We start from the raw sequence: 18,632 nt of genomic DNA on the forward strand, positions 1-18,632 counted from the left end.
GGACGGTGAGCGTAGGAACTTCCATCCTGGAAGACCTCGACCCCTATCCCGACAGCGACGCGGCCCGGACGTCTACACCGTCAACTGCGAAGAGCCCGAAAACCGGCGGCGGGGGAGTCGTCTGCCAGGCGTGGCGCGCTGATGGCCTCGGTACCGGAGGCCGGGCACGTCGGCGGGTCGGCGTCGACGTCCGACCACATCTGCGACGTGCCGACGCGGTTGTGCAGTCCCGCATGCCCGGACGCTCGCGTGCACAGGGCGCTCCCTCGCCGGTTGCGGCACCACCGTGCCGTGGGATACGTCACCGTTCCAGCTTAGGCATCCTCGCGGGGACGGAGATGCTCCGTGCATACTCGCCGCCGCCTAGGATGGAGGATCGTGACCGAGAACCTTCGACAGATCTTCGATGCCGACGTTCGCGACATCAGCTACCTCGATGAGGGCACCGGCCCCGCCATCGTCCTGCTGCCTGAGGCGGGGCTGGACTTCGCCTACTTCGGCGCTCTGGCGAGCATCCTCGTCGAAGAGGACTTCCGGGTGGTGCGCATCGCCGCGCGACGCTCCGACGCGCAGACGTTGCACGAGCTCGCCCAGGACGTGGTCGACGTCCTGGAGCACCTGGGCATCTCGGAGGCATGGATCGGCGGGCACGGATTCGGCGGCGCTGTCGCGCGGACCGTCGCGATCGACCATCACGAACGAGTGAGCGGGGTGCTGCTGCTGGGTGTCACGCGTGACGCTCCGTACGGTGAGGATTTCGACGCGGAGGTACGCGCCGTGTTCGGGGACTCGTTCTCGCCGCAGACCGATGTGCGTCAGATGCAGGCGGATGCGCTCGCGGCGACGGACGGCGCGGCCTGGCAGCCCGTCGCGGATGCCACGCCCGTGCTCGTCGTCCAGGGATCCGCGGACCGCGTCACGCCGGTCGAGGGCGGAGAGTCGCTGCGTGACGCCGCGCCGGGGCTGGTCAGCGTGAAAGCGGTCGACGGCGCCGGCCACTTCTTTCCCCTGACCCACCCCGGCGAGACGTCGTGGTTCATCGAGGACCACCTCGACTGGGACTGAGAGCCGTCCCGCTCAGGCGGTCGGGCCGTCGTGCTGCCCATCGCCGATCTCCTCGACGAGCTTTCCCGTGAACGCGGCCTGGTCGGCGGGGGAGATCATCACCGCCGTGACCCGGTATCCGTCACCGCCTGCCAGGGTGCGGTCAGTTCGCCGTCCTCGAGGCCGCTCGTCGCGACAGCGACGTATGATCGACGGATGACCACCTCTCACCAGCCCCAGGTCGCTGTCGACGACGACGCTTCGAGCGCTCAGGGTGCCATCATGCTTCTTCCGCTCGTGGACGCGAGCGTCGACGCATCCGCATCGTGCTGCGGTGGCGGGTCCTGCAGTATCGGCTGAACGTCCCGAGCTCTGCCGTCCGATTCGCGCAGGGTCGGCGCGCGTCAGCTCGCTCAGTGCGCGGGTGGCCCGTCCGGTACGTCATCCGGCTTTCTGATGAGGAAAGCACTGATCAACAGGGGCGTCCCGATAATCGCCGCGAGCAGGAACGCCGCTCGTGCGCCTGCAGCTCCGGCGGGCGCCTCGGCCACTCCGCTCCGCGCCGCCGCCGCAGCCGCAGACGACATCACAGAGATCAGCAGGGCGATCCCGGCCGCACCGGCGACCTGCTGGATGGTCGAGACCATCGCGCTGCCGTAGGAGTAGAACCGCGGCTCCAGCGAGCCCAAGGATGCCGTGAACAAGGGTGTGAACGACATCGCCAGCCCGATCGACAACAGCGTCTGAGTGACGACGAGGATCCACCCGGGGGTCGATTCGGTGAGGAGCGTGAAGCTCCACAGGATCGTCAGCACGACGATGGTGCCGGGAAGCAGAAGCACGCGGGTGCCCCAGCGATCGTAGATGCGCCCGATGACCGGGCCGAGAAGACCCATCGCAAGTGCGCCCGGCAGGACGACGAGACCGGACGCACTCGCCGACAGCCCCAGCGTGTTCTGCAGGTACAGCGGGAGAGCGGTCAGCGTCCCGAAGAATGCCAGCGACATCACCGCGAAATGCGCGACCGAAAGGGAGAAGTTGCCCGAGCGGAAGATCCGCAGATCCAGGAGCGCCTCATCGCGCTTCTGGAGCATCAGCTGACGCCAGGCAAACAGGCCGAGGGCGACGAGTCCGATGCCCAGCGCGACGACGAGAGTCGTGGTCGCCGCCTCCGCGGCGGCGAGATCCGAGCCATGTCCGCCGATCTGGCTGAGCCCGAAGACGACACCGCCGAACCCGACGGCAGACAGCGCCACGGAAAGGATGTCGATCGGCGTGTGGGTGCTCTCACCCAGGTTGTGGATCCAGCGCACGCCCACGACCAGGGCCACCAGTGCGATGGGAAGGACGATCGCGAAGATCCACCGCCAGGTGAGATTGTCGAGGACGATGCCCGCCATCGTCGGTCCGATGGCGGGGGCCAGCGAGATCACCACGCTGACACGGCCCATCATCCGCCCCCGCAGGTGCGGCGGGACGACAGTCATGAGCGTCGTCATGAGCAGGGGCATCATGATGGCCGTTCCCGACGCCTGGACGACACGGGCCGCGACGAGCACTTCGAAGCCCGGGGCGATCAGCGCGATCAGCGTGCCCGCGGAGAACAGACCCATCGCCGTCGCGAACATCGCCCGCGTCGTGAATCGCCGCAGCAGAAAACCCGTGGTGGGGATCACGACCGCCATCGTCAGCATGAACGCGGTGGTCAGCCACTGCGCGGCCACCGCGGTGATGCCGAGGTCGCCGATCAGGTGCGGGATCGCGACGCCCATCGTCGTCTCGTTCAGGATGGCCACGAACGCGGCGGCCAGCAGCAACCAGATGACGCGGTTCTCCTTGGCTCCGACCTGCGTGGGCGCATCAGGCGTGGTGGCGGTGTCGGGAGAGGTCATCGGGCTCCTGGGTGTCGTCGGGACGCGTTCCCGGCGGGCGGGGCGACTGTCCACTGTAACGGGAGGGTCGGACACGGCATTCCCGGTCGCGGTGGGAGCATCGAGGCATGAGCTTTCGTCGTCATCCGTCGCGGGTGGCCGTCCGCGGCCCCCTCTCCCTCTCCGTCGGGGCCGTGGTCGCCGTCGTCGCGTCGGTCGGTGCCGGGCTCTCCGTCGGTCTTCTCGCCGGATGGGCCGTCGTGGCCGCGACCAACGTGGTGTGGCTGCTGAGCGTGGTCTGGCCGATGGATGCCGAGCAGACGCGCTCGCACACGACGAGCGTCGACCCGGGCCGGCCGGTCGCGCGCCTGATCGCACTCGCGGGCAGCGTCGCGAGCCTCGGCGGCGTGGTCGCGGTGCTGATCGGGAGTGGGAGCAGCGGCCACGCCCGCGCGTTCCTCGTCGCGGGGGTGGCGATCGCGGCCGTGGTGAGCTCGTGGGCGCTCATCCAGGTCGACTACATGCTGCGCTATGCGCGCGTCTACTACGGACGCGTCGCCGCGGGGATGGCGGGTGGCATCGACTTCAATCAGGACGATGCGCCGACGTACTCCGACTTCGGCTACTTCTCGGTCGGCCTGGGGATGACCTACCAGGTGTCCGACACGAATGTGTCCGCGAATGAGATCCGGCGCATCATCGTCGCGCAGACGCTGCTGGCCTACCTGTTCGGGGCCGTCATCCTGGCATCGGTGATCAATCTCGTCGCCGGCCTCGGCTGAGCCGCCGCCCCCTCCGGCACGGGGTTAGAGTGACCCGGTGAGTATGGGCATGGGGGGAATGGGGCCGGGTGGTCGTCCGGCGGCCTTCCGCGGCGTGGACGAAGGCGCGCAACGGCGACTGAACGCACAGGCCCCGGCGATCCCGAACCTGGGTGCTCGGGTCGTCGCCCTGTTCCGCCCCTACCGTGTGCGCATTCTGGTGACGGCGGTGATGGTCGTCGTCGGCGCGGCGATCGGTGTCGTCCCGCCCCTCATCGTGCAGCGCATCTTCGACGACGCGCTGTTTCCCACAGACGGTGCGCCTCCCGATCTCGCGCTCCTGTTGCGGTTGGTGCTCACCATGATCGGGCTGTTCCTGTTCTCCGCGGTGCTCGGTGTCACCCAGACCTGGCTCACTTCGACGGTCGGCAATCGTGTGACGGGAGACCTCCGGGTCCGCCTGTTCGATCACCTGCAGGCGATGGAGCTGGGCTTCTTCACCCGGACGAAGACCGGGGTCATCCAGTCGCGGCTGCAGAACGACGTCGGCGGCGTCTCGGACGTCTTGACCAACACCATCACCAGCATCCTCGGCAACACGGTGACCGTGATCTCCGCCCTCGTCGCCATGATCCTGATCGACTGGCGGCTGACCATCATCGCCGTGATCATGATGCCCGCGCTCGTGCTCGTGCAGAGGCGGGTGGGGCAGGTGCGGGCCCGTATCGCGGGGCAGACGCAGGAGTCGCTCAGCGAGTTGACCAGCATCACCCAGGAAACGCTGTCGGTCAGCGGCATCCTTCTGTCCAAGGCCTTCAACCGCCAACGGGCGGAGTCGGAGCGCTACCGCGCAGAGAACCTCAACCAGGTGCGTCTGCAGGTGCGCCGGGCCATGAGCGGACAGGGCTTCTTCGCCGTCGTGCAGGTCATCATGGCCTCGGTGCCCGCCGTCATCTATCTGCTGTCGGGCTACCTCATCGCGGGCGGTACCGGCGCGATCACGGCCGGCGCCGTCGTCGCCTTCACCACGGTGCAGGCGCGCCTGCTCCAACCGCTCATGGGGCTGATGCGTGTGGCGCTGGATCTGCAGACCTCCCGGGCCCTGTTCGCGCGCATCTTCGAGTACCTCGACTTGACGCCGGCCATCGTCGACGCTCCCGACGCGATCGACGTCGCGCGGGCCCCCGGGCCGATCGGACGGGTCGAGTTCCGCGACGTCGTCTTCCGCTATCCGGATGCCGCGGGCGACACCCGCCCGACTCTCGACGGAGTGTCCTTCGTCGCCGAGCCCGGCCAGCACATCGCTTTCGTGGGGCCGTCCGGCGCGGGCAAGACCACCATCGTCTACCTTGCTCCGCGTCTGTACGAAGCGTCCGAGGGCGCCGTCGTCTTCGCCGGGCGGGATGTGCGGGGACTCACCCAGGACTCGATCGTGGAGAACGTCGGCATCGTGTCACAGGAGACCTACCTGTTCCACGCCACCATCGCCGACAACCTCCGCTACGCGAAGCCCGATGCCACCGACGAGGAGCTCGTCGCGGCGTGCACGGCGGCGAACATCCACCACGCCATCGCGAGCTTCGAGCACGGCTACGACACGGTCGTCGGCGAGCGCGGCTATCGGCTCTCGGGCGGCGAGAAGCAGCGGATCGCGATCGCGCGCGTACTGCTGAAGGATCCACCGGTGCTGCTGCTGGACGAGGCCACGTCGGCTTTGGACACCGTCTCGGAACGGGTCGTGCAGGAAGCGCTGGACAATGTGGCGCGCGGGCGCACCACCATCTCGATCGCGCACCGACTGTCGACCGTCGTCGGCGCCGACGTCATCCACGTCGTCGAGGCGGGGCGCATCGTGGAGTCCGGGACCCACAGTGAACTGCTGGCCCAGGGTGGGCTCTACGCCGAGCTGGCGCTCGAGCAGATGGCGGCCGCGACGATCGCGGGCATGGAGGCGCAGGCGCGCGAACAGGCCTGAAAGAGCTCAGGCCGGCTTGTTCCCGTCTTCGGACCCGATCGCGTCCGTGGGGGCCGGGATCGGCTCGTTCTCGGCGATCGCCTTCGGCTTCGGGTTGACGAGCTCCTCCGTGGAGAGGGCCGCGAGCTCGTCGATCTCGGCACGGATCGCGGCGAGATCGGGACCCGTAGGACGATCGGGGAGGTGAGCGGCGTCGGAATCGGTCATCCGCTCAGCATATCTCCGGCTCGTCTCACCACAGTTCAGCCGCGCTGCGCAACCGGGCCGCGGCGTGGTCGAGTTCGATGGACTCGGCACCCGCACGGTCGTGGAGGGCGCGGATGAACGTGCCGAGCGTGCGTCGGTAGGCGTCGTCGGGGCTGTCTTGCGCGATGCGAACGAGCGGAGGGACGTCCATCTCCAGAATGAGACGGATGCGGGCACGGACGGCGGCGCGCTGGCCGGCGCCGTCGAGCACGGCGATGCCTCCGCTGAGCGCGTCGAGATAGTCCACGAGCACGGGGAGCAGATTCTTGTTCTGCGTGATCGATGAGCCGTCCGCGCGCTCTCGCCAGTGGACGACGACGTCGGGGATGACGTCGATGGCGCGCGCGGCCGTGTAGAGGCGTTGCGCGACCAGCTGATCTTCGTAGAGCTTGCCCTCGGGAAAGCGCAGGCCCGTCCGCCGCCACAGCTCCACCCGGCTGAGCTTCGACCACGCCACGATGTTGCCGGAAACCTGGGGATGCGCCGCCAGCGTCGTCGCGAGACGTGGCGGATCGGTGGCGGCGCGAACCCACGGCTGCACGGGACCGGGACGGTAGACGCCCGCCTCGTCGGCGCGCAGCCGGACATATGCGCCCACGACGACATCGCTGCCCGATCGTGTCAGCGTGTCGACGAAGCGCTCCAGTGCGCGCGGGGTGAGCACATCGTCGGCATCCAGGAATCCGACGAACGGTGTCTCGACGAGATCCAGTCCGGTGTTGCGGGCAGCCGACAGCCCGCGCGCGACGGGATGGCTGACGACATGGAAACGATCGTCGGATGCCGCCGCCGCCGCAAAGACCTCCCCGGTCGCATCGAGGGATCCGTCGTCGACCAAGATGGCGCGCCAGCTCGTGAGCGTTTGGGCGCGGAGGGAGTCCACGGCCTCGTGCGCGTAGGCGGCGACGTCGCGTCCGGGGACGATGACGGTGACGGTGACGACGGGTGTGCTCACGGCCCCGATCGTACCGCCGTCACCGATGCGGCGACCGCGTCCGCGGCGGCATCGAGCAGCGCTGCGGCCCGCTCCTCGTCGCCGGCCCCGAAGTCATGGCCGAAACTGAAGCGCACGGCGGTCTGGGCGAGCTCCGGGGTGATGCCCAGCGCGAGCAGCACATGGGACGGCTCGTCGCTTCCGGCGGCGCACGCGGAGCCGCTGGAGGAGACGACGCCACGGCGTTCGAGCTCGAGCAGCACCGACTCGCCGCTGGTTCCCGCGAAGGTGAAACTGGCCAAGGAGGGCAGGCGACGCACGGGGTGACCGGTGAGCTGCGAGGAGGGGACGAGGGCCAGCACGCGGGCGGTGAAGCGGTCGCGCAGCGCGCCGACGCGTGCCGCTGCGGCGAGGCGCTCGCGCTCCGCGATCTCCAGGGCGGTTGCGATCGCGACCGCGCCGGCGACGTTCTCGGTGCCGCTGCGCCGCTCGCGCTCCTGGCCGCCGCCGTGGAGCAACGGTTCCAGAGGCACGCGGCCTCGGATCGCGAGCACGCCGATGCCCGGGGGAGCCCCGATCTTGTGTCCGGCGACCGAGATCGCATCGGCTCCGGTGTCGGCCAGCGGCAGCCAGCCCGCCGCCTGTACGGCGTCGACGTGCAGCGCGACGCCGGCCGCGCGCGTCACCGCGGCGATCGCGCCCAGATCCTGAACCGTGCCGACCTCGTTGTTCGCGTAGCCGACCGACACGAGCGCGGTCTCGGGGCGAAGCGCCGCGGCGATGTCCGCGGGCGCGACGAGGCCCGTCGCGTCCACGGGCAGCCGGGTGATGGTCGCGCCGTGCACACGCTCCAGGTACCCGCAGGAGGCGAGGACGGCTTCATGCTCGATGGGCGTGGTGATCACGTGCATCGGAGCGCTTCGGCCTCCGCCGCGATGCAGCGCCGTGCCGATCGTGATGCCCTTCACCGCCAGGTTGTCCGCTTCGGTGCCACCCGAGGTGAAGACGATGTCGGCGGGGCGCATGCCGAACACGGCGGCGACGCGCCGTCGCGCATCCGAGAGGACGGATGCCGCGGCCTCACCGACCGTGTGGTGGCTGGACGGATTACCGAACCGATCGCCGAGGTAGGGCAGCATCGCCTGGACCACGTCGGGACGTACCGGGGTGGTGGCAGCGTGATCGAGATAGAACATCGCTTCCTCGCGGGTCAGGCACCGCCGCCGTTGCTCGCGACGCGGGCGTCCAGGCCCAGATCGAGGGCACGGGCGGAATGCGTCAGGGCTCCGACGGAGATCACGTCGACGCCCGTAGCCGCGATCTCGGACACGGTGTCCAGGCTCACTCCGCCCGACGCCTCGACCGTGGCGCGTCCGGCGATGAGTGCGACCCCGGCGCGGAGGTCGTCGAGCGCGAAGTTGTCGAGCATGATCGTGCCGATGCGCGCGGCGCCGCCGCCGGCGGCGAGGACGGGTTCGATCTGCTCCAGCCGGTCGACCTCCACCTCGACGTGGGTCGTGTGGGGCAGGGCGGACAATGCGCGACGCAGTGCGGTCGTCAGATCGCCGCCGTCGGCGGTCAGCACCGCGAGGTGATTGTCCTTGGCCATCACGGCGTCCGACAGCGAGTAGCGGTGGTTGTGACCGCCGCCGCTGCGGACAGCGTGGCGTTCGAGCGCCCGCAGCCCCGGAGTCGTCTTGCGGGTATCGGCTATCCGCGCGCCGGTGCCGGCGACCGCGTCGACGTAGCGCGCGGTGAGGGTGGCGATGCCGCTCATGCGCTGCACGAGGTTGAGACCCACCCGTTCGGCCGTCAGGACGCCGCGTGCCGGCCCACTGACGGTCGCGAGCACATCTCCTGCGCCGAAGGCCGCGCCATCGGCAGTCGCCACGGTGACGGCGGTGGCGGGGTCGGTGAGGGCGAACGCCGCCGCGAAGACGTCGCCGCCGCTGAACACGCCGGCCTCTCGTGCGACCAGGTCTGCCGTCGCGACGGCATCGGCCGGGATCAGATAGTCGCTGGTGACGTCACCCCACGGCGCGTCCTCCTCGAGAGCGGCGATGACGACGCGCTCGATCTGGCGTGCGGTCAGCATGCCGACCCCTGAAGCTCGCGTCGCGCCGGGGCGGATGGCGCGGACGCATCCTCGTCGCGGCGCGCGTGCGCGCCCACCGATGCGGTGCGGGCGAGCGCGGCATCCACCAGGCAGGCGGCCACCAGGAGCAGGTTGGCATCTTCGAACTCCGCCTCCGTCCGCGGCGTGCGCTGCCCGACCCGCCAGCTGCCGATCACGGCGGCGGCGTGGCGCAGACCCACCGCATCACGGACGAGCCCCGCGTGCGCCCACATCAGCTCCTGCAGCGCAGCTCGATGCCACGCCGCCGCCGCTGCGGCGAAATCTCCCGCCGGGGCGGTCGCCGCAGCGGACGGCGCGGTGACGGGCCACGCACCGGACGCGGTGTCGCCGACGATCGCGTCACCGGCACGTGCGCCGAACACGGCTCCCTCCAGCAGCGAGTTCGAGGCGAGCCGGTTCGCGCCGTGCACGCCGGTGCGCGCGACCTCGCCCACCGCATACAGTCCCGCGACGCTCGTGCGCCCCTGGAGGTCGGTGACCACGCCCCCCATCAGATAGTGCGCGGCCGGCGTCACCGGAATCGGCTCCTGCGACCAGTCCAGCCCGCGCTCTCGCACGGCGGCGTCGATCGTGGGGAACCGGCGCCGAAGGAAGGCGCCGGCCCTCTTGCGCGCCGATCCTGTCGCGGCGGTGTCCAGGCCCAGGCCGGTCGCGTCGAGGAGCACCGGCTCGCCGCCCTGGCCCTCCATCACCGCGGCGATCGCGCGGGCGACCACGTCGCGGGGTGCGAGCTCGGCGTCGGGGTGGAGGTCGAGCATGAAACGCCGCCCCTCCTGGTCGCGCAGGACCGCCCCTTCGCCGCGCACGGCTTCCGAGACGAGGAAGGGTTCCGTGCCCTCGACGGACAGGACGGTGGGATGGAACTGCACGAACTCCAGGTCGCAGACGCTCGCGCCGGCACGCACGGCCGCGGCGATGCCGTCGCCGGTGGCGACGGCGGGGTTGGTGGTGTGCGCGTAGAGCTGACCGACACCCCCGGTCGCCAGCACGACGGCATCCGCCGGGATCCGATCGCGCCGCGTGTCGCCGACCAGGAGGTCGACGCCGCACGCGCGACCGTCGCTGTCGAGGATCAGATCGACGAGGAAGGCGTGCTCGATGACGCGGGCCCCGCTGGCGCGCACGCGTGCAACGAGCGCCTTCTCGATCACGCTCCCGGTCGCGTCGCCCCCTGCGTGGAGCACCCGCGGGTAGGAGTGCGCGGCCTCCAGTCCCTTCACGAGAGCGCCATCGCTGCCGCGGTCGAACGCGACGCCGAGCTCGATGAGTTCACGGATGCGCTCGGGCCCTTCGCTCACCAGGACGCGCACGGCGGCGGGATCACTGAGCCCGGCCCCCGCGACGAGAGTGTCGTGCTCGTGCGCGGCGGCACTGTCGTCGTCGAACATGACGCCTGCGATGCCGCCCTGGGCGTAGCGCGTGTTGGCGTGTTCGAGCACGTCCTTCGTGACGAGGGTCACCCGGCATCCGGATGCCGCGGCGTGCAGCGCCGCGGTGAGCCCCGCGATCCCCGAGCCGACCACGACGACGTCAGGCACGTCGACGCTCACGGCTTGGCCACCAGCATCCGCTCGAGGGCGACGCGTGCGGGGTCGGCGACGTCGGCGGGCACCGTGATGCGGTTCACGACGTCGCCGGCGACGAGGCGCTCGAGCACCCAGGCGAGGTAGCCGGGGTGGATGCGGTACATCGTGGAGCAGGGGCACACCACCGGGTCGAGGCAGAAGATCTCGTGCTGGGGGAACTGCGCCGCGAGACGCTGCACGAGGTTGATCTCGGTGCCGATCGCGAACGTCGTCGGCTCGGTGGCGGCGGCGATGGCCTTGCGGATGTAGTCGGTCGATCCCGCCTCGTCGGCCGCGTCGACGACGGCCATGGGGCACTCCGGGTGGACGATCACGCGCACGCCGGGGTGCTCGGCGCGGGCCTTGTCGATCTGGTCGACCGTGAACCGGCGGTGCACCGAGCAGAACCCGTGCCAGAGGATCACCCGGGCGCTGTCCAGCTCGTCGGCGCTCGAGCCGCCGAGAGGCTTGCGGGGATTCCACATGGGCATCTGCGCCAGGGGCACGCCCATCGCCTTCGCCGTGTTGCGACCGAGGTGCTGATCGGGGAAGAACAGCACCCGGCGCCCGCGGGCGAACGCCCATTCCAGCACGGTGCGCGCGTTCGACGAGGTGCAGACGATGCCGCCGTGCCGCCCGACGAAGCCCTTGATCGCCGCCGAGGAGTTCATGTATGTGACCGGGATCACCGGGACACGCCCGTCGGCATCAGCGGCGGTCAGATCGCCGTAGACGTCTTCGAGCTGCTCCCAGCACTCCTCCACCTCGTCGATGGAGGCCATATCGGCCATCGAGCAGCCGGCGGCGAGGTTGGGGAGGATCACGGCCTGCTCGGGGCGGGAGAGCAGATCCGCCGTCTCAGCCATGAAGTGCACGCCGCAGAACACGATGGCGTCCGCGTCGGGGTGCTCCAGCGCCGCGTTCGCGAGCTGGAACGAGTCCCCGACATAGTCGGCGTGCGTGACCACCTCCTCGCGCTGATAGAAGTGGCCGAGCACGACGACGCGTTCGCCGAGGGTCGCCTTCGCGGCGCGGATACGGGCGTGCAGCTCGTCTTCGGATGCCGTGCGGTACTCCGCCGGAAGTTCGCCCTGACGGGGCGCCCCGGTGGGGATCACGTCGCCCATCGACGAGCCGGGTCCGTATCCGGGGCGCGCGTCGAAGGCCCACGGTCCCGCCGCGAGATCGGTGTTGCAGGTCTCGGCCGTCGACGCGCCGGCGACGATGGCCTGGACGGCGTGGTCGACGCTGGGGTCGACCTCGCCGTCGGGGCGCGGTTGGAGGGTGAGGAAGGTGGCGCTCATATCGTGACCTCTTCGGGAAGGACGGATGGTGCGGCGTCGGCGACCGCGCCGGGTGGCAGGGGCCCGCGTTCGGCGAGCTCCACGTCGTGGTTGTAGCGGTAGAGACGCGCCGGCCGGTGGCTGCCGGTGCGAAACGCGTCGGTGGGGATCAGCGTCCCCGAGTTCTCCACCTGCCGGCGGAAGTTCGCGGGGTCCAGGTCGCGTTCGAGGATCGCCTCGTACACCTCGCGCAGATCAGACAGGGTGAACAGTTCGGGCAGCAGCCCGTGGGCGATGCGGCTGTAGCCGACTTTGTTGCGCAGACGCCACAGCGCGTAGTCGACGATGTGGTTGTGGTCGAAGGCCAGGGCCGGCAGATGCGCCGCGTCGAACCACCTCACGTTGTGGGCGTCCGCGGGAAGCTGGGCGCCTTCGCGCAGCAGCGCCCAGTAGACGATGGACACGACGCGACCCGGGGCGCGGCCGACGTCGCCGAACGCGTAGAGCTGTTCGAGGTAGCTCGGGGCGAGGCCGGTCGTCTCGGCCAGGGTTCGTGAGGCTGCAGCTTCGAGGTTCTCGGCGGCATCCAGCCAGCCTCCCGGAAGGGCCCAGAGTCCCTCGTGCGGATCGCGCGTGCGACGAACCAGCGGCAGCACGACGGCGAGGCGTCCCGACTCGTCGCTGCGCAGGCTGAAGATGACCGTCGAGACGGCGACACGGATCGTGTCGGTCGGGGCGCTTGTTCTTGTCATGATGACCATAACCTCGCAGACGATCTTAGAGTCATCTGGACTTGAAGGGCAAACCCGCGCCGCCGCCGAAAACCCCGATCGCGCTCGACCGGCAGCATTCGTGCAGGAATCGCGGAGCCGTACGCGTTACGGTGTGCGCGGAGGTTCCCCGTGCTGATCGTCGACATCATCGCCGTCGTGGCGCTGCTCCTCGCCCTCGCGTCGGGTCTGGCGCGCGGATTCTTCGCCAGCCTCGGCAGCGTCATCGGGATGATCGCCGGCGCCGCCGCGGCTCTGTGGCTGCTGCCTCTGGTGACCCCGTGGCTGTCCACCGTCGTCCCCTCCGGAGGTTGGCGCACCGCGGCGCTCGCCGTCGCCGCGATCGTGCTCGTCGTCGTCGGGACCGCGTCCGGTACCGCGATCGGGATGGCGATTCGTCGCGGCGTCGACCGCGCGCGACTGCGCGGACTCGAGCGTTTCCTCGGCGGCGTGCTGACCACCGTGGCCGCCGCGTTGGCTCTCGTGCTCGTCTCCTCGGGGCTTGCGACCGCGGGCATCCCTTACGTGTCGTCGGCGGTCGCCTCCTCGCGCGTCGTCGGTGCGCTGCAGGCGATCACGCCGCCGCCGGTCCAGGACGCGCTGGCCCAGGCGCGTGGTGCGCTGCTCTCGGACGGCCTGCCGCGGCTGGAGGCGGCGATCGGCGCGCTCGTCACACCCACCGATCCGCCGATCAGCCTCGACGACCCCGCGCTGCAGAACGCTGCGGCATCCGTGGCCCGGGTGAGTGGCACCGCCTACGCGTGCGGGGTCTCGATGACGGGATCGGGCTTCGTGGCCGCGCCGGGACTGGTCGTGACGAATGCCCACGTCGTTGCGGGAGTGGACACGCCCGTCGTGGAACTGCCCGGTGGTCGTGCGGGAGAGGGGCGCATCGTCCTCTTCGATCCGGTGAACGACCTCGCCGTGCTCTCGATCGGCGGCCTGCCGGCGACCCCGCTCACCATCGCCGACCCCGCTGCCGCCGGAACGCAGGCGGCCGTGCAGGGATACCCGCACGGCGGCCCGTTCACCAACGTGTCGGCGGGGATTCTGTCCGTGTCGTCGGTGCCCGTGCCCGACATCTACGACTCGTCGGTGAATCCGCGGGAGATCTACGCCTTGCAGGCCGACGTCCAGCCGGGAAACTCCGGCGGCCCGCTGCTGGATGCCGCCGGCGACGTCGTTGGCGTGGTCTTCGCCCGCGGCGCGGACGGCGAAGGGCGTGGCTATGCGACCACGACGACCGTGCTGCGCCCGGAGCTGGATCGGGTCACGGCCGACTCGCCGACCGTCGCATCGGGACGCTGCACGCGCTAGCCGCTGATGTGCGTCGAGCCAGGCGCTATGCTGACAGGGCAACTGAAGACAGGCCGCATGACGTGTGCGGGAGAGCCCCGGCATCCAGCGTTTCTCGAGGATCCGGGCACCGAAGGAGCAAGCCTCCCCGCCAATCTCTCAGGTCCGCGTACCGCTCGCGTCCGGCCGCTCTGGAAAGTGATCCCGCAGTGGGGGATCCGCCGACGGTGAAAGCCGGTTCCGCGCAGGCGGGTCCGGCGAAACTCTCAGGCCGATGACAGAGGGGGAGTTCGCGGCTGCCGGTCCCGGCATCCGCCCGCCCGATGTCCCGGGGAGAACTCATGCCAGATCTTCGCACCACCGCCCTCGCCGATCGCCATGCTGCCCTCGGCGCCTCGTTCACCGACTTCGGCGGCTGGAACATGCCGGTGCGCTACACCTCGGATCTCGCCGAGCATCACGCTGTGCGCACCACCGCCGGCCTGTTCGACATCTCGCACATGGCGGAGTTTCTTGTGACGGGTTCGGGAGCCGCGGCCTTCCTCGACTATGCGCTCGCCGGACGGATCTCGACCATGAAGATCGGCAAGGCGAAGTACTCGCTGCTGCTGGATGAGAAGGGCGGGGTGATCGACGACGTCATCGTCTACCGCACCGGCGACGATGACTTCCTGGTGATCTCCAACGCCGGCAACCGTGCGCTCGTCGCGGAGGCGTTCGTTGCCCGGACCGCACACATTTCCGCTGTCGTCGAGGACATCTCCGACCAGATGTCCCTCATCGCCGTGCAGGGTCCGCGCGCGCGAGAGATCGTGGAGGCGACGGTCGATGTCACGGACGTGGCGCCCGCCCTCGCCGACCTCGGCTACTACGCCTGGTCGCAGGGCCGGTTCCAAGGCGAGAAGCTCTTCATCGCCCGCACCGGGTACACGGGTGAGGACGGCTTCGAACTGATGGTGCCGAACGCGCTCGCCCCCGCACTCTGGGATGCTCTGCTCGCGGCGGGGGAGCCGCTCGGGCTCGTCCCCGCGGGACTCGCCGCCCGCGACACGCTCCGGTTGGAGGCGGGCATGCCGCTGCACGGCCACGAACTGTCGACCGCGATCCGACCCGCTCAGGCGGGGCTCGGACGCGTCGTCTCCGCCGACAAGGGCGAGTTCGTTGGCAAGGAGGCCGTCGTCACGGCATCCACCGACCTGCCCGTGCTCGTCGGTCTCGTTGCCGAGGGGCGTCGCGCCGGCCGCGCGGGGTACGCCGTCGTGGATGCCGACGGCACCTCGGTCGGCGAGATCACGAGCGGGGCACTGAGCCCGACGCTCGGACACCCCATCGCCATGGCCTTTGTCCCGCCGGCTCTCGCCGAGCCCGGCACCTCGCTCTTCATCGACGTGCGGGGCACTCTCATCCCCGCGACAGTGACCGCCCTGCCTTTCTACCGGAGGACCGCATGACCGACCTGACCGCCCTCAAGTACACCGAAGAACACGAGTGGGTCGCCCTCGCGGGCGACGTCGCCACCGTCGGGATCACGGACTACGCCGCCGAAAAGCTCGGCGACGTCGTCTATGTCGACCTGCCCGCGGTGGGCTCCACCGTCACCGCGAACACGGTGTGCGGCGAGATCGAGTCCACGAAGTCGGTCGGTGAGCTCTACGCGCCGCTGTCCGGCGAGATCGTCGCCGTCAACGACGCCGTCGTGGACGACCCGTCTCTCGTCAACAGCGGGTCGTTCGAAGGCGGATGGCTCGTGAAGATCCAGGTCGATCCCGCCGATGTCGACGCCCTGCTCGATCGGACCGCCTACGTCGCACTCACGGGCGGCGAGGAGTGAATACGGCGCCCTTCCGCGATCGGCACATCGGCACGGACGCCTCCGCTCAGGCGCAGATGCTCAACGTGCTCGGCTACGAGAGCGTGAATGCCCTCGTCGAGCGGGCGGTCCCGGCATCTATCCACGCCGCGCCCGTCGCCGACAGCGCGATCCCGCTCGCCGCCACCGAGGCCGAGGCGCTCGCCGAGCTGCGTGAGCTTGCGTCGCAGAACCGCCCGGCGCGCGCCATGATCGGGCTCGGCTACTACGACACGCTCACCCCGTCCGTCATCGCGCGCAACGTCTTCGAGAACCCCTCCTGGTACACGGCCTACACCCCCTACCAGCCGGAGATTTCGCAGGGCCGGCTCGAGGCCCTCATCAACTTCCAGACGATGGTCGCCGACCTCACCGGTCTCGCCACGGCCAACGCCTCGATGCTCGACGAGGCGACCGCCGTCGTCGAGGGGATGCTCGTCGCCCGCCGCGCCTCGAAGGCGCAGAGCCCCGTGTTCCTCGTGGATGCCGACGCCCTGCCCCAGACGAAGGCCCTGCTCGTTCATCGTGCGGCGGCTCTCGGCATCGAGATCGTCGAGGCCGACCTTGCCGCCGATGGTGTGCCCCTCGACGCGGCGGGCGCGTTCGGCGCCTTCGTGCAGTACCCCGGAGCCTCCGGACGCGTGTGGGACCCGTCCGCCGTGATCGCCGCCGTGCAGGCGCAGGGCGGCCTGGTCGTCGTCGCGGCCGATCTGCTGGCGCTGACGCTGCTGCGCTCGCCGGGCTCGCTCGGCGCCGACATCGCCGTGGGCACCACGCAGCGCTTCGGCGTGCCGATGGGCTTCGGCGGCCCGCACGCCGGGTACATGGCGGTCCGCTCCGGACTCGAACGCCAGCTGCCGGGCCGCCTCGTCGGCGTCTCGGTGGATGCCGAGGGCCGCCCGGCCTACCGCCTCTCGCTGCAGACGCGCGAACAGCACATCCGTCGCGAGAAGGCGACCTCCAACATCTGCACGGCGCAGGTGCTGCTGGCCGTCATGGCCTCGATGTACGCCGTCTATCACGGTCCGCACGGACTGCGTCGCATCGCCGACGAGGTCACCGGCAAGGCGCACCTGCTGCGCGACTGGCTCGTGGAGGCCGGCAACGAGGTGCTGCACGACGACTTCTTCGACACCATCGTCGTGTCGGTGCCCGGCCGCGCCGGTGAGATCGTGGACGCGGCGCGGGAGCGCGGGTTCCAGCTGTGGTTCCGCGACAGTGACAGCGTCGGCATCTCCGTCGACGAGGCGACGACGGTCAGCGAACTGCACGTGCTCGCCCAGGTTTTCGGAGGACGCGCACAGCGCGCCTTCGGGTGGGCCACCGGAAGCGGTGCCGCGTCGCTGCCGGAGTCGCTGCGGCGCGCGGACGAGTTCCTGACGCACCCCGTCTTCCACGCTCACCACTCGGAGACCGCCATGATGCGCTACCTCAAGCAGCTGGCCGACCGGGACTATGCGCTCGATCGCGGCATGATCCCGCTGGGGTCCTGCACGATGAAGCTCAACGCGGCGACCGAGATGGCGGCGGTGTCGTGGACCGAGTTCTCCCGCGTTCACCCGTTCGCTCCCGCCGACGACGTCGCGGGGTACCTGGTGCTCATCGAGCAGCTGGAGTCGTGGCTGGCGGAGATCACCGGGTACGACGCGGTCTCCCTCCAACCCAACGCGGGTTCGCAGGGCGAGCTGGCGGGACTGCTCGCGATCCGCGGCTATCACCACTCCCGCGGTGACGAGCAGCGCGATGTGTGCCTCATCCCCTCGTCGGCCCACGGCACCAATGCGGCATCCGCCGTCCTCGCCGGCATGCGGGTCGTCGTCGTCGCGTGCGACGAAGCCGGCAACGTCGACCTCGGCGACCTGCGCGCCAAGATCGCCGCACACGCAGAGGCGCTCGCCGCTCTGATGATCACGTACCCCTCGACGCACGGCGTGTACGAGCAGGACGTCGTCGACATCACCGCCGCCGTGCACGACGCCGGCGGTCAGGTGTACGTCGACGGTGCCAACATGAACGCGCTGGTCGGCTTCGCCCGGTTCGGCGACCTGGGCGGAGACGTCTCGCACCTGAACCTGCACAAGACGTTCGCCATCCCGCACGGCGGCGGCGGGCCGGGCGTCGGCCCGGTGGCCGCGAAGGCGCACCTCGCGCCGTTCCTGCCGTCGCACCCGCTGGCGCAGCGCGCCGAGCACGCGGGCGGGTTCGTCTTCGACGGCGGACCGATCTCGGCGGCGCCGTATGGCTCGGCATCCATCCTGCCGATCTCGTGGGCCTACATCCGGATGATGGGCGCCGAGGGGCTGCGGGAGGCGACCGGGGCGGCGGTGCTCGCGGCGAACTACATCGCCGTGCGCCTGCGCGACCACTATCCGGTGCTGTACGCGGGGGAGGGCGGGCTCGTCGCCCACGAGTGCATCCTCGATCTGCGGCCGCTGAAGGAAGCGACCGGTGTGAGCGTGGACGACGTCGCGAAGCGGCTGATCGACTACGGCTTCCACGCGCCGACGATGTCGTTCCCGGTGGCGGGAACGCTGATGGTCGAGCCGACCGAATCCGAGGACCTCGGAGAGCTCGAGCGGTTCATCGAGGCCATGATCGCCATCCGGGCCGAGGCGGATGCCGTGGCGTCGGGTGCCTGGCCCGCCGATGACAATCCGCTGGTGAACGCGCCGCATACGGCGGAGTCGGTCATCGCGGGGCAGTGGTCGCATCCGTATCCGCGCGAGCTTGCCGTCTACCCCGTGCACAGTCTGGTGCGCACGAAGTACTGGCCGCCGGTGCGCCGGATCGACAACGCGTACGGCGACCGCAACCTCGTCTGCGCCTGCCCGCCCGTGGAGGCCTTCGCCTAGCCCCGAGCGGCCCGCGCGGTCTCGCGGTCCGTGTGGCCCGCGAGACACA

At 70.2% G+C, this 18,632-nt stretch carries 16 protein-coding genes and 1 riboswitch; of the genes, 8 read left to right on the forward strand and 8 right to left on the reverse strand.

What is annotated here, in order from left to right; genetic code table 11:
* Positions 1-378 precede the first annotated feature (378 nt).
* Complete coding sequence (locus tag ABS64_RS02990; RefSeq protein ID WP_292680715.1) at positions 379-1,065, forward strand: alpha/beta hydrolase; 687 nt, start codon at positions 379-381, stop codon at positions 1,063-1,065.
* Positions 1,066-1,260: 195 nt separating this feature from the next.
* Complete coding sequence (locus ABS64_RS02995; protein ID WP_292680717.1) at positions 1,261-1,404, forward strand: hypothetical protein; 144 nt, start codon at positions 1,261-1,263, stop codon at positions 1,402-1,404.
* A gap of 53 nt (positions 1,405-1,457) precedes the next feature.
* Here the strand turns inward: ABS64_RS02995 and ABS64_RS03000 are convergent, their stop codons facing one another.
* Positions 1,458-2,936 carry a DHA2 family efflux MFS transporter permease subunit gene (locus ABS64_RS03000; protein WP_292680720.1) on the reverse strand — a complete coding sequence of 493 codons (1,479 nt, stop codon included), beginning with the start codon at positions 2,934-2,936 and terminating at the stop codon, positions 1,458-1,460.
* A gap of 107 nt (positions 2,937-3,043) precedes the next feature.
* Here ABS64_RS03000 and ABS64_RS03005 point away from each other — a divergent pair, with 107 nt between their 5' ends.
* Positions 3,044-3,697 carry a DUF1345 domain-containing protein gene (locus tag ABS64_RS03005; protein WP_005053753.1) on the forward strand — a complete coding sequence of 218 codons (654 nt, stop codon included), beginning with the start codon at positions 3,044-3,046 and terminating at the stop codon, positions 3,695-3,697.
* Positions 3,698-3,746: 49 nt separating this feature from the next.
* Positions 3,747-5,651 carry an ABC transporter ATP-binding protein gene (locus tag ABS64_RS03010; RefSeq protein ID WP_292680940.1) on the forward strand — a complete coding sequence of 635 codons (1,905 nt, stop codon included), beginning with the start codon at positions 3,747-3,749 and terminating at the stop codon, positions 5,649-5,651.
* A gap of 6 nt (positions 5,652-5,657) precedes the next feature.
* Here ABS64_RS03010 and ABS64_RS03015 read toward each other — a convergent pair whose 3' ends face one another.
* From ABS64_RS03015 to ABS64_RS03045, 7 genes are read right to left on the reverse strand one after another with little or no spacing between them, the layout of a single operon-like run.
* A complete protein-coding gene (locus ABS64_RS03015) occupies positions 5,658-5,858 on the reverse strand; it encodes a hypothetical protein (RefSeq protein WP_036284974.1) in 201 nt (66 codons plus the stop codon).
* Positions 5,859-5,883: 25 nt separating this feature from the next.
* A complete protein-coding gene (locus ABS64_RS03020; RefSeq protein WP_292680734.1) occupies positions 5,884-6,852 on the reverse strand; it encodes a glycosyltransferase in 969 nt (322 codons plus the stop codon).
* Complete coding sequence (locus ABS64_RS03025; protein WP_036284969.1) at positions 6,849-8,027, reverse strand: cysteine desulfurase family protein; 1,179 nt, start codon at positions 8,025-8,027, stop codon at positions 6,849-6,851. Before ABS64_RS03025 ends, ABS64_RS03020 begins: the two co-directional genes overlap by 4 nt.
* 14 nt (positions 8,028-8,041) lie before the next feature.
* Positions 8,042-8,926 (reverse strand): carboxylating nicotinate-nucleotide diphosphorylase, encoded by an 885-nt coding sequence (gene nadC, locus ABS64_RS03030; protein ID WP_036284967.1) that lies wholly within the window; start codon positions 8,924-8,926, stop codon positions 8,042-8,044.
* Positions 8,920-10,506, reverse strand: a complete 1,587-nt coding sequence (nadB, locus tag ABS64_RS03035) for an L-aspartate oxidase (protein ID WP_036284977.1) — start codon at positions 10,504-10,506, stop codon at positions 8,920-8,922. The genes nadC and nadB overlap by 7 nt, the downstream gene beginning before the upstream one ends.
* A gap of 8 nt (positions 10,507-10,514) precedes the next feature.
* Complete coding sequence (nadA, locus tag ABS64_RS03040; RefSeq protein ID WP_016464707.1) at positions 10,515-11,837, reverse strand: quinolinate synthase NadA; 1,323 nt, start codon at positions 11,835-11,837, stop codon at positions 10,515-10,517.
* Entirely contained in the window at positions 11,834-12,568 is a 735-nt protein-coding gene (locus ABS64_RS03045) for an NUDIX domain-containing protein (RefSeq protein ID WP_005053731.1), read from the reverse strand. The genes nadA and ABS64_RS03045 overlap by 4 nt, the downstream gene beginning before the upstream one ends.
* A 150-nt stretch (positions 12,569-12,718) precedes the next feature.
* Between ABS64_RS03045 and ABS64_RS03050 the strand changes: the two genes are divergently transcribed.
* The 4 genes from ABS64_RS03050 to gcvP all read left to right on the forward strand — a co-directional run bounded on the left by ABS64_RS03050 (position 12,719) and on the right by gcvP (position 18,583).
* Positions 12,719-13,903: a MarP family serine protease gene (locus ABS64_RS03050; RefSeq protein WP_292680739.1), complete on the forward strand. Its 1,185-nt coding sequence runs from the start codon at positions 12,719-12,721 to the stop codon at positions 13,901-13,903.
* Between the two features lie 57 nt (positions 13,904-13,960).
* Positions 13,961-14,067, forward strand: a riboswitch (glycine riboswitch).
* Positions 14,068-14,223: 156 nt separating this feature from the next.
* Positions 14,224-15,333: a glycine cleavage system aminomethyltransferase GcvT gene (gene gcvT / locus ABS64_RS03055; RefSeq protein ID WP_016464710.1), complete on the forward strand. Its 1,110-nt coding sequence runs from the start codon at positions 14,224-14,226 to the stop codon at positions 15,331-15,333.
* Positions 15,330-15,713 carry a glycine cleavage system protein GcvH gene (gene gcvH, locus ABS64_RS03060; protein ID WP_292680743.1) on the forward strand — a complete coding sequence of 128 codons (384 nt, stop codon included), beginning with the start codon at positions 15,330-15,332 and terminating at the stop codon, positions 15,711-15,713. The genes gcvT and gcvH overlap by 4 nt, the downstream gene beginning before the upstream one ends.
* Positions 15,710-18,583 carry an aminomethyl-transferring glycine dehydrogenase gene (gcvP, locus tag ABS64_RS03065; RefSeq protein ID WP_292680746.1) on the forward strand — a complete coding sequence of 958 codons (2,874 nt, stop codon included), beginning with the start codon at positions 15,710-15,712 and terminating at the stop codon, positions 18,581-18,583. The genes gcvH and gcvP overlap by 4 nt, the downstream gene beginning before the upstream one ends.
* The last annotated feature ends 49 nt before the right edge of the window (positions 18,584-18,632 follow it).

It is taken from the genome of Microbacterium sp. SCN 69-37, from assembly GCF_001724435.1.
GTDB classification, from domain to species: domain Bacteria; phylum Actinomycetota; class Actinomycetes; order Actinomycetales; family Microbacteriaceae; genus Microbacterium; species Microbacterium laevaniformans.

What these genes read in the sequence shown, in the direction of transcription:
- gcvH (WP_292680743.1), top strand. Translation starts at nt 15,330, where the DNA reads ATGACCGACCTGACCGCCCTCAAGTACACCGAAGAACACGAGTGGGTC.
- ABS64_RS03045 (WP_005053731.1), bottom strand. Translation starts at nt 12,568, where the DNA reads ATGACAAGAACAAGCGCCCCGACCGACACGATCCGTGTCGCCGTCTCG.
- ABS64_RS03000 (WP_292680720.1), bottom strand. Translation starts at nt 2,936, where the DNA reads ATGACCTCTCCCGACACCGCCACCACGCCTGATGCGCCCACGCAGGTC.
- nadC (WP_036284967.1), bottom strand. Translation starts at nt 8,926, where the DNA reads ATGCTGACCGCACGCCAGATCGAGCGCGTCGTCATCGCCGCTCTCGAG.
- ABS64_RS03015 (WP_036284974.1), bottom strand. Translation starts at nt 5,858, where the DNA reads ATGACCGATTCCGACGCCGCTCACCTCCCCGATCGTCCTACGGGTCCC.
- nadA (WP_016464707.1), bottom strand. Translation starts at nt 11,837, where the DNA reads ATGAGCGCCACCTTCCTCACCCTCCAACCGCGCCCCGACGGCGAGGTC.
- ABS64_RS02995 (WP_292680717.1), top strand. Translation starts at nt 1,261, where the DNA reads ATGACCACCTCTCACCAGCCCCAGGTCGCTGTCGACGACGACGCTTCG.
- ABS64_RS03010 (WP_292680940.1), top strand. Translation starts at nt 3,747, where the DNA reads ATGGGGGGAATGGGGCCGGGTGGTCGTCCGGCGGCCTTCCGCGGCGTG.
- ABS64_RS03005 (WP_005053753.1), top strand. Translation starts at nt 3,044, where the DNA reads ATGAGCTTTCGTCGTCATCCGTCGCGGGTGGCCGTCCGCGGCCCCCTC.
- ABS64_RS03025 (WP_036284969.1), bottom strand. Translation starts at nt 8,027, where the DNA reads ATGTTCTATCTCGATCACGCTGCCACCACCCCGGTACGTCCCGACGTG.
- gcvT (WP_016464710.1), top strand. Translation starts at nt 14,224, where the DNA reads ATGCCAGATCTTCGCACCACCGCCCTCGCCGATCGCCATGCTGCCCTC.